This is a genomic window from Streptomyces sp. NEAU-174 (assembly GCF_052665095.1).
Window position 1 is genome coordinate 268,464 of record NZ_JBQTCE010000002.1, and the last position, 10,828, is coordinate 279,291.

Consider the following 10,828-nt stretch of genomic DNA (forward strand, 5'->3'; position numbering starts at 1 on the left):
TCACTCCCAGCGGAACAGCTTGGCCGCGGCCGCGGTGGCCGCCACCGCGATCACTCCGAGGACGGTCAGGTGCAGCGTCTGCGGCCACTGGTTCTCCCAGGAGTCGCGCAGTGCCTGGAGCGCGGCGCCCAGCGGGGTGTAGTCGCCGATGGTGGACACCGTCTCCGGCAGGTCCTCCTTGGGGAGGAACGCGCCGCCGAAGAAGAGGCTGGGGAAGAGCAGGGACAGGCCCATCGCGGTGGCCGACTTGCTGCTCGGCGCCACGGCCGCGATCACCAGGCCGATGGAGAACAGCGCCCAGGTGCCCAGGACGAAGCTCACCAGGAAGGCGGGGACGTCACCGGGCAGTTTGGTGTCGAAGGCGGTCTTGCCGACGATGAGCACCAGCACCGCGGAGACCGCCGCGGTGACCAGGTTGATGAAGAGCTGGGCGAGCAGCAGGTTCCCCGGATGGATGGGGCTGGCGGCCATGCGCCGCAGGATGCCCTTCTCCCGGTAGGTCGCGAGGGTCGTGGGCAGCAGGTTGAGGGCCAGCATCGTCAGACACAGCGACATGGCCATCGCGGGGACGAACGCGGCCATCGACGCCTTGGTGGCGGCGTCGTCGTCGGACTTGGTGGTGACGAAGTGGAAGATGGCCAGCAGCATGATCGGCAGCGCGATGACGAAGAACACCGCGGTGGGATCGCGCAGGAACAGCTTGCTCTCGACGTAGGTGAGCTTGGTGCGCCCGGACATGGCAGAAGTCTCCTCGGCGGCTTTAGTTGGCGGGCTTGGAGCCGGTCAGGGCGACGAAGGCGTCATCGAGACTCGCCTGCTCCAGGCGGAGTTCGTTCGCCACGATCTGATTGCGGGCCAGGACGGAGATCACGGCGTAGACGACATTGCCCTTGCCGACCACCGTCACCTGGGACTTGGACCGGGTCACACTGCTCACCTCGGGCAGCGAGGTGAGCAGCTCATCGTCCATCGGGACGGACGGCTTGAAGCGGATGATCTGCTGCTCATCGACCCGGGACACCAGCCCGGAGGGGGTGTCGAGGGCGACGACCCGGCCGGATTCGATGATGGCGATCCGGTCGCAGAGCCGCTCGGCCTCCTCCATGAAGTGGGTGACCAGCAGCACGGTCACATCCTGCTCCCGGACCTTCTCGATCAGCTTCCAGGTCTCGCGCCGGGCGTGCGGGTCGAGCGCGGTGGTCAGCTCGTCGAAGACGGCGATCCTGGGCTTGCCGACGAGGGCGAGCGCGATGGACAGCCGCTGCTGCTGGCCGCCGGACAGCGATCCGTAGGCCGTGTCGGCCTTGCCGGACAGGCCCCAGTCCTTGATGAGCTCGCGCCAGTCGACGGGGTCGCGGTAGAAGGTGCTGTAGAGCTCGAGCGCCTCCCACACCTTCATCTTGGGGGGCAGCTCGCTCTGCTGGAGCTGGATGCCGATGGACTCGCGCAGCTCGGCGAGGTCCTTGTCCTTCAGCGGGTCGAGACCCATCACGGAGATCGCGCCGCCGTCGCGCTTGCGCATGCCCTCGATGCACTCCACGGCGGTGGTCTTGCCCGCCCCGTTGGGGCCGAGGATGCCGAAGATCTCGCCCTCCTCCACGGAGAACGACACGTCCTGTACCGCCACGTGATTGCGGTATTCCTTGCGCAGGTTACTGACCTCGATCAGCGGCATCGGCCCGGGTCCTCCTCGCTCGGTTCCTTCACTCTTCCACCGTAGGGAGCGGATATCCCCGGGGGATCGGCCCATCGGCTGCCCACCGGGCTGATCCTCCCTCCACCGACCGGCCGATCGACCGCATCAACCGATCGGTGGATGGGGATCAGCCGGGCCGGGTGTGCAGCGCCCGGTCAGCCGCGCCGGGCGTGCAGCGCCCGGCAGACCTCGTAGGACGGCAGCAGACCGGCCCGTTCGGCCTCGGCCAGCCCGGGGGCGTTCCGGTCGCGCGCGGAGACCAGGTATTCCAGGTCCTTGGGCCAGGGCAGGCCGAGCGCGGGGTCGAAGGGGTCGATCTCGTGCTCGGCGCCCGGGTTGTACTCCTCCGAGTTGAGGTAGGCCGCCACCGTGTCGTCCCGCAGCGCGATGAAGGCGTGGCCGAGGCCCTCCTCCAGATACACCGCCCGGTACGAGACGGGGTCGAGACGCACGCTGTCCCAGCGGCCGAAGGTGGGCGAGCCCACCCGCAAGTCCACCACCACATCGAGGAGTTCGCCGCTGACGCAGGTCACCATCTTGGCCTGGCCCGGGGGTACGTCCGCGTAGTGCACCCCGCGGACGGTGCCGCGCCGGGAGACGCTGTGGTGGTTCTGGCCCAGGCGCAGCGGATGGCCGACGGCCGCGGAGAAGGCCGATGCGGTGTAGTGGGCGACGAACGCGCCGCGCTCGTCCCGGTGGACGTCCGGGCTGAACTCGTAGGCGCCGGGCACCGCCAGCTCGCGCACCTTCATCGGCCGTGCTCCACGGTGAGCTTCTCCAGCACCAGCACCACATCGTGCGGGGTGGGGGTGCGCAGGTTCTCCTCGCGCAGCCGCTCGGCGGCCTCCTTGTACGACGCGTCCTTCAGCAGCCGCTCGACGCTCTCCCGCAGCACCTCGGCGGTCAGCTCCGAGGCGTGGACGACGAGTCCGGCACCGGCCTCGTGCAGAGTGGTCCCCTTGTTCCACCAGTCGGCGTAGCGGATGGTGGGGATGAACTGCGGTACGCCGCTCGCCAGTGCGGTGCCCCAGGAGCCGAATCCGCCGTGGTGGATGAGGACCGAGGCGCCGGGCAGCAGGGCGTGCAGCGGAACGAAGTCGACGACGCGGGTGTTGGCGGGGACCTCCGCCAGCGCCTCGACCTCCTCGGGCGGCAGCGCGGCCACCACGTCGATGTCCATGCCCCCCAGGGTGTCGATCATGTCGGCCACCGGCATGAAGGTGCCGCCGAGGGCGGCCCGCGCCGAGACCCCGGAGGTCAGCACGACCCGCGGCCGTCCGGGGGCCTCGCGCAGCCAGTCCGGGATGTCGGAGGGGCCGTTGTAGGGCAGATAGCGGACCGGGACCCGCTGGACGGACAGCGGGAGTTGGAGGCTGGTGGGGATCTGGTCGATGGTCCACTGGCCGACCACGACCTCCTCGTCGAAGGTGCGGTCGTAGCGGGCGAGAATGCCGCCGAGCCAGTCGGCCATCGGGTCCTCGCGGCGCTCCTCGGGCTGTTCGGCGAGGCGGGCCAGGAACACCTCGCGCATCTTCGCGTAGATGTCGATGCACCACAGCAGCCGGGCGTGGGCGGCGCCCACCACCCGGGCGGCCACCGGGCCCGCGTAGCTGACCGGGTCCCAGATGACCAGGTCGGGCTGGAAGTGGCGGGCGTAGTCCACCAGCTCGTGCACCATGCAGTCGTTGTAGGTCTGGTACGCGAACATCACGCTGATCTTGAACTTCATCAGCACCTGTTCCCAGGAGTGCTGATCGAGCTCCGGGGTCGACCAGTCGGAGAGCGGGTTCTCCAGCGACTCGCGGTTCTGCGTCAGCATCTCGTGGAGATTGTGGTCCTTGCCGACCGAGACGGCCGTCAGACCGGTGCTCTTGATGGACTCGGTCAGCGCGGGGTTGCTGGCGACATGCACCTCGTGGCCGGCCGCGGCCAGCGACCAGGCGAGCGGGACCATGGTGAACAGGTGCGATTTCTCGGACACCGTCGCGAAAAGGATGCGCATCGTGGGTTTCTCTCTCAGTCGATGGGTCGTCGGGTGCGGGCGGTGGCCGCCCGCAGGGTGTCCGTGATGACTCCGGCCACCGCTGCCTTCTGCTCACCCAGGTAGAAGTGGCCGCCGGAGAAGACCTCCAGCCGGAAGGAGCCCGAGGTGTGCTCCCGCCAGCCCGCCACCTCCGGGGCGGTGACGCGGATGTCGCTGTCACCGGTGAGTCCCACGATGTCGCAGGCCAGCCGGGCGCCGGGACGGTATTGGTAGGTCTCGGCCGCCTTGTAGTCGCTGCGGATGGCGGGCAGGGCCAGCCGCAGCAGTTCGGTGTCGCCGAGGATCCGGGAGTCGGTTCCGCTGACCAGCTCGAGCTCGGCGATGAGCCCGGCGTCGTCGCGTCGGTGGATGCCCAGGCTCCGGTGGTGTGAGGGCGCGGGCCGGCCCGAGGCGAAGAGCGCCACGGGCACGGTCCCCAGCTCCCCTTCGAGCAGTCTGGCCAGCTCGAACCCGACGCTCGCGCCCATGCTGTGGCCGAACAGCGCGATCGGCCGGTGTGCCGTGAGCGGCTTCAGCGCCTGGTAGATCTCGCGCGCCATCGCGTGGATGTCCTCGATGGGCGCGTCATGGCGGCGGTCCTGCCGTCCCGGGTACTGGACGGCCAGCGCCTCCACGGTCGGCGGCAGCAGCTCGGAGATCGGGAAGTAGAAGCTGGCGGCTCCTCCCGCGTGCGGCAGGCAGACCAGGCTGACCTCGGCCTCCGGGCGCGGATGGAACCTGCGGAACCACAGGCTCTCATCGGTGACGGGCAACGCCATGGTCGTTCCTTTCGCGATGCGGGGAGGGCGCCTCTACGGGATGTCCTGGCGGGTCAGGCGCCGTCGCGCGGAAGGCGCTCCAGCCAGTCCTCGATGGCCTGGGCGGTGGGGAGGGAGTGGTCCTCCATCATGGTGAAGTGGTTGCCGCGCACATCGACGATGTCGTGCGGCAGCTCCCAGAAGGACCGCCAGTCGGGCAGCTCCTCCAGCTTCAGCGAACCGGTGGACAGCGGCTCCAGCGCGCGCACCAGGAGGGTCGGGGTCTCGATCGGCTCGGGGTCCCAGGCGCCGAAGAGGTTGAGATACCAGCCCATGGCCGACAGCCGGGCGTCGTCCATGGTGACGAACACGCCCTCGCGCTCGGTCATCCCGTCCATGAGCGAGAGCCCGAACTGGTTGAGGATGCTGCTCTTGGGCACGTAGGTGTCCACCAGGACCACCGCGGTCGGCCGGATGCCCATCCGCTCCAGATGTCCCGCCGCCGCGTGGGCGAACCAGCCACCGGCCGAGGAGCCCAGGAGCACGATGGGCTGCCCGTCGGCGGCCTTCGCCACCGCCTCTGCCTGCGCGGCCACCACCGCGTCCGCCGTCTCCGGAAGGGGCTCACCGCGGCCGAAGCCCGGCAGCGCGAGTGCCGACACATCGCGTCGGCCCCGCAGCGAGGCCGCGAACCGCGCGTACTGGTGGATGCCCGCGACCGCCAGGCACGAGGAGAAGCAGAACAGGTGCTGCTCGGCCGGGCCCTTGCTGAGCCGGACCGGCATCGGCAGCTTCTCCAGGTCGGAGGCGGCGCCGAACCGGGGCCGCAGCGCCGCCGTGGCGTGCAGCAGGTCGAAGATTTCCTTCCATTTCCCGGTCTCGAACGCCTCGGTGTACAGCGTGCTCAGCGTGGTGGACTCCCCCGCCGCGGCGGGCGCCGCGCCCGCGGGCGCCTGCTCGGACGGGCCCGACTGCCGGGCCGCGGCCAGTTCGGAGCGGAGCCGGGCGGCCAGATCGGCGGGCGTCTCGTGGTCGAAGACGAGGGTGGCGGGCAGCCTCAGCCCGGTGGCCGCGTTCAGCCGGTTGCGCAGTTCGACCGCGGTGAGCGAGTCGAAGCCGGAGTCCACGAACTCATGGGCCGGGCCGATGGCGGACGGGTCCGGGTGGCCGAGCACGGTGGCCACCTGCGCGCACACCAACTCCACCAGCACGGCGTCCTGTTCGGCCTCGGGCAGCGCGGCGAGCCGTTCCCGCAGCGCGGAGCCGCCGCCCGGCGAGCCGCCGCGGGTGGTCGCGCCCGCCCGGCGCGCCGGTGTCCGCACCAGCCCGCGCAGCAGCAGCGGCACCGAACCGGAACCGGCGCCCGCACGCAGCGCCGCGAGGTCGATCCGCATCGGGATCAGCAGCGGGGTGTCCAGGGCGAGGGCGGTGTCGAGCAGTTCCATGCCCTGCTCCGAGGAGAGCGCGGCCACGCCCGAGCGGGCGGCCCCGGCCGTGTCCGCCGTGCCGGTCATCGCGCTGGTCGGCGCCCACAGCCCCCAGGCGAGGGAGTGGGCGGGCAGCCCCTGGGCCCGGCGGGCCTGGGCGAAGGCGTCGAGGAAGCCGTTGGCGGCCGCGTAGTTGCCCTGGCCCGCGCCGCCGAGCACCCCGGCGGCCGAGGAGAAGAGCACGAACGCGGCCAGGTCCAGCTCCCGGGTGGCCTCGTGGAGATGGAGCGCGGCGTCGGCCTTGGGCCGCAGCACCGTGTCCAGCCGTTCGGGGGTGAGCGAGGAGAGCACCCCGTCGTCCAGCACCCCGGCGGTGTGGAACACCCCGGTGAGCGGGTGGTCGGCGGGCACCTGGGCCACCAGGGCGGCCACGGCGTCCCGGTCGGCGGTGTCGCACGCCGCCACGGTCACGGTCGCGCCGAGCCCGGTCAGCTCCTCGCGCAGCCGCCCGGCCCCCTCGGCGGCCGGTCCCCGGCGGCTGGTCAGCAGCAGATGGCGGACGCCGTGGTGGGTCACCAGGTGGCGGGCGAGCAGCCCGCCGAGCGTACCGGTGGCGCCGGTGATCAGCACGGTGCCCTCGGGGTCCAGCGGACGGGTGGCGCCGGTGGCGCCCTGGGCGCGGGCGAGCCGCGGGGTGTGCGGCTGTCCGGCGCGCAGCGCGAGCTGCGGCTCCCCGGAGGGGAGGACCGCCGGGAGGGCCCGTACGGACTCCTCGTGCTCGTCGAGGTCGACCAGGGTGAACCGGTCGGGGTTCTCCGACTGCGCCGAGCGCACCAGGCCCCAGACGGCGGCGCCCGGCAGATCGGTGACCTCCGCGCCGGGCGCGGTGGCCACCGCGCCCCGGGTGACGAACACCAGCCGCGAGTCGGCGAACCGCTCGTCGGCCGACCAGGTCTGGGCCAGCTCCAGGGCGGTGCGCAGGGAGTCCCGTACGGCGTCGGCCGGGGCGCCGGGCCCGGCGGCGCAGGACACCAGGACCGCCGCGGGGGCGGCCGTACCGGCGTCGACGGCCGCGCCCAGCGACTCCAGGTCCACATACGACTCCAGGTGGACCCCGGCCGCGAAGAGGCTCTCCGTCACCTCAAGACCGTCGTCGCCGACCAGCGCGGCCCGGGTCAGCGGGGTGGGCCGATCGGAGCCCGCGAGCGCGGGCCAGTCGAGCTGGAACAGCGACTCGCTGCTCGCGGCGCGGGCGCCACTGAGCTGATCGCCGGTCATCTTCCGCAGCAGCAGGCCCTCGACGGTGGCCACCGGGCGGCCGGTGGGGTCGGCCACCGCGAGCGCCACGGTGTCGTCCCCGGCCGGGGAGATCCGCACCCGCACCTCGTCGGCACCGGCGGCGTGCAGCGACACCCCGGTCCAGGAGAACGGCAGCCGCCCCTGCGCCGTCTCGGGGTCCTCCCCGGCGAAGAGGGTGCCGAGGGCGATGCCGTGCAGGGAGGCGTCGAGCAGGGCCGGGTGGATCCCGTACCCGGCGGCGGCCGGCCGCTGCTCCTGGGCCAGCCGCACCTCGGCGAACACCTCGTCGCCGCGCAGCCAGGCGGCGCGCAGGCCCCGGAAGGCCGGGCCGTAGCCGAAGCCGCCCGCCGCGTACCGCTCGTACATGTCGCTGACGTCGAGTTCGGTGGCGTCCGGCGGAGGCCACGCGGTGAGCTCGGCGGGGGCATCCGGGGTGGCGGTGGCGAGCGTGCCGGTGGCGTGCGGGGTCCACGGCTCGCCGAACCCGGCGCCCTCGGGGCGGGTGTGGACGTTCAGCGGGCGCCGTCCGCTCTCGTCGGGTTCGCCGACCGTCACCCGGAGGGTGAGCGCGCCACGCGCGGGGAGGATCAGCGGCGCCTGGAGGGTCAGCTCCTCGACCTGGTCGCAGCCGACCTGGTCACCGGCCTGGATCGCGAGTTCGAGGAACGCGGTGCCGGGGAAGAGGACCGTGCCGGAGACGGCGTGGTCGGCCAGCCAGGGCTGGGCGGCCAGGGACAGCCGTCCGGTGAGCAGCAGGCCGTCGGTGTCGGCGAGTTCGACGGCCGCGCCCAGCAGCGGATGCCCGGCCGGGCCAAGACCCGCCGAGGTCACATCGCCCGCCCGGTCCGAGCCGTCGAGCCAGTAGCGCTGCCGCTGGAAGGCGTACGTGGGCAGCTCCACCCGGCGGGCGCCACGGCCCGCGAACACCTTCTCCCAGTCCACCGCGCCGCCGTGGGCGTGCACCCGGCCCACCCCGGCCAGCAGCGACTCGGCCTCGCCGCGGTCCTTGTGCAGCAGGGTGACGAACGCGGCGGCGTCGGGGTCGGCGACGCACTCCTGCCCCAGCACGGACAGCACACCGGACGGGCCGACCTCCACATAGCGGGTCACGCCCCGGTCCTCGAGGAACCGCACCCCGTCCTGGAACCGCACCGGCTGCCGCACATGGCGCACCCAGTACTCGGGCGAGCACAGCTCCTCGGCCACCGCCTCACCGGTCACATTGGACACCACCGCGATCCGGGGGGTGTGGTAGGTCAGCTCGCCGGCGACCTTGGCGAACTCCTCCAGCATGGGGTCCATCAGCGGCGAATGGGCCGCGATGCCGATCCGCAGCCGCTTGCTCTTCACGCCGACCGCGTCCGCGATCCGCAGGACGGCCTTCTCCTCGCCGGAGATCACGGTGGCCGCCGGGCCGTTGAGCGCGCCCAGGGACACCTGGCCCTCCTCGCCCGCCAGATGGGGCAGCACCTCGGCCTCGCCGGTCTGGAGCGAGACCATCGCGCCTCCGGCGGGCAGCGCGTCCATCAGCCGGCCCCGGGCCGCCACCAGCGCACACGCGTCCTCCAGCGAGAACACGCCCGCCACATGGGCCGCCGCCAGCTCGCCCACCGAGTGGCCGACCAGGAAGTCCGCCGTCACGCCCCAGGACTCCAGCAGCCGGTACAGCGCCACCTCGGTGGCGAAGAGACCGGCCTGGGTGTAGAGGGTCCGGTCGAGCAGTTCGGCGTCCTCGCCGAAGACCACGTCCCGCACCGCGTGCCCCGCGTGGCCGTCCAGGTGGCGGTCGAGCCCGGCGCAGACGGCGTCGAACGCGGCGGCGAAGACCGGGAAGGCGGTGTGCAGGGCGCGTCCCATGCCGAGCCGCTGTGCGCCCTGCCCGGTGAACAGGAACGCCGTCTTGCCCGCACCGGCCACCGCGCCGGAGGTGACACCGGAGGCCAACTGGTCGAGTTCGGCGAGCAGTTCGGCACGGCTCGCGCCCACGACCACCGCGCGGTGGGCGAAGGCGGCACGGGTGAGCGCCAGCGAGTAGCCGATGTCCACGGGGGACGGCTCGGGCGCGCCCGCCACGTAGGACCGCAGCCGTGCGGCCTGGGCCCGCAGGGCCTCCTCGGTCCGCCCGGACAGCGGCCACGGCACCAGGTCGGACGACACGGTGGCGGGCGCGGTGTCCCCGGGTGTTTCGTCGGCGGTGTCCGCGGGCGCTTCGTCCGCGGCGTCCTCGGCGGGGGCCTGCTCCAGGATCACATGGGCGTTGGTGCCGCTGAAGCCGAAGGCGGACACGGCGGCGCGGCGCGGCCGCTCGGCCTCCGGTTCGGGCCACGGCCGGGCCTCGGCCAGCAGCCGTACCGCGCCCGACTCCCAGTCCACGTTGGGCGTGGGCTCCTCGGCGTGCAGGGTCTTGGGCAGCACACCGTGGCGCAGCGCCAGCACCGTCTTGATGACCCCGCCGACGCCCGCGGCGGCCTGGGTGTGGCCGATGTTGGACTTCAGCGAGCCGAGCCACAGCGGCCGGTCCTCGGGACGGTCCTGGCCGTAGGTGGCGAGCAGCGCGCCCGCCTCGATGGGGTCGCCGAGCGGGGTACCGGTGCCGTGTGCTTCGACCGCGTCCACATCGGCCGCGGTGAGCCCGGCGTCGGCCAGCGCTTGCCGGATGACCCGCTGCTGCGAGGGGCCGTTGGGGGCGGTGAGCCCGCTGCTGGCGCCGTCCTGGTTGGTGGCGGAGCCCGTGACGACCGCGAGCACCTGGTGGCCGTTGCGCCGCGCGTCCGACAGCCGCTCCACGAGCAGCATGCCCACGCCCTCGCCCCAGCCGGTGCCGTCGGCGGAGGCGGCGAACGCCTTGCAGCGGCCGTCGGAGGCGAGCCCGCGCTGGCGGCTGAAGTCCACGAAGGCCACCGGTGTGGACATCACCATCGACCCGCCGACCAGGGCCAGGGAGCACTCCCCCCGGCGCAGCGCCTGCGCGGCGAGGTGCAGGGCCACCAGCGAGGACGAGCAGGCGGTGTCCACGGTGACCGCGGGCCCTTCGAGACCGAAGGTGTAAGCGATACGGCCGGAGGCGATGCTGCCGGAGCCACCGCTGCCCACGTACCCCTCGACATCGTCCGGCACCTGGCGCAGCCGGGTCGCGTAGTCCTGGTACATCACGCCCGCGAAGACCCCGGTGCGGCTGCCGCGCAGCGTGGCCGGGTCGACCCCGGCCCGCTCCATGGCCTCCCACGCGGTCTCCAGCAGCAGCCGCTGCTGCGGGTCCATGGCGAGGGCCTCGCGCGGGGAGATGCCGAAGAACGCGGGGTCGAAGTGGTCGGCGTCGGTGACGAAGCCGCCTTCGCGCGCATAGCTCGTCCCCGGCTTGTCCGGGTCCGGGTCGTAGAGGGCCTCCAGGTCCCAGCCCCGGTCGGCGGGGAACTCGGTGACCGCGTCACGGCCGTTCGCCACCAGCTCCCACAGATCCTCAGGCGAGGCCACGCCACCGGGATAGCGGCAGGCCATCCCGACGATGGCGATGGGCTCGTGGTCCTTTGCCTCGGCCTCCTGGAGGCGCTGGCGAGTGCGGTGCAGATCCGTGGTCACTCGCTTGAGGTAGTCGCGGAGCTTTGCCTCGCTCACCGTTTACCGC

6 protein-coding genes are annotated in these 10,828 nt (G+C 72.7%); all 6 read right to left on the reverse strand.

What is annotated here, in order from left to right:
- Nucleotides 1–738: an ABC transporter permease gene (locus ACT2CW_RS06115; RefSeq protein ID WP_037962594.1), complete on the reverse strand. Its 738-nt coding sequence runs from the start codon at nt 736–738 to the stop codon at nt 1–3.
- Nucleotides 739–760: 22 nt separating this feature from the next.
- Nucleotides 761–1,675 carry an ABC transporter ATP-binding protein gene (locus ACT2CW_RS06120; RefSeq protein WP_445515812.1) on the reverse strand — a complete coding sequence of 305 codons (915 nt, stop codon included), beginning with the start codon at nt 1,673–1,675 and terminating at the stop codon, nt 761–763.
- A 176-nt stretch (nt 1,676–1,851) separates the two neighbouring features.
- Entirely contained in the window at nt 1,852–2,448 is a 597-nt protein-coding gene (locus tag ACT2CW_RS06125; protein ID WP_445515813.1) for a dTDP-4-dehydrorhamnose 3,5-epimerase family protein, read from the reverse strand.
- Nucleotides 2,445–3,677, reverse strand: coding sequence for an activator-dependent family glycosyltransferase (locus tag ACT2CW_RS06130; RefSeq protein ID WP_445515814.1), 1,233 nt, complete (start codon nt 3,675–3,677; stop codon nt 2,445–2,447). Before ACT2CW_RS06130 ends, ACT2CW_RS06125 begins: the two co-directional genes overlap by 4 nt.
- Nucleotides 3,678–3,712: 35 nt before the next feature.
- Nucleotides 3,713–4,498 (reverse strand): thioesterase II family protein, encoded by a 786-nt coding sequence (locus tag ACT2CW_RS06135; RefSeq protein ID WP_445515815.1) that lies wholly within the window; start codon nt 4,496–4,498, stop codon nt 3,713–3,715.
- Between the two features lie 53 nt (nt 4,499–4,551).
- Nucleotides 4,552–10,818, reverse strand: a complete 6,267-nt coding sequence (locus ACT2CW_RS06140) for a type I polyketide synthase (protein WP_445515816.1) — start codon at nt 10,816–10,818, stop codon at nt 4,552–4,554.
- Nucleotides 10,819–10,828: the final 10 nt, after the last annotated feature.

Coding starts and splice junctions, on each gene's coding strand:
- ACT2CW_RS06115 (WP_037962594.1), bottom strand. CDS start 738: ATGTCCGGGCGCACCAAGCTCACCTACGTCGAGAGCAAGCTGTTCCTG.
- ACT2CW_RS06125 (WP_445515813.1), bottom strand. CDS start 2,448: ATGAAGGTGCGCGAGCTGGCGGTGCCCGGCGCCTACGAGTTCAGCCCG.
- ACT2CW_RS06120 (WP_445515812.1), bottom strand. CDS start 1,675: ATGCCGCTGATCGAGGTCAGTAACCTGCGCAAGGAATACCGCAATCAC.
- ACT2CW_RS06135 (WP_445515815.1), bottom strand. CDS start 4,498: ATGGCGTTGCCCGTCACCGATGAGAGCCTGTGGTTCCGCAGGTTCCAT.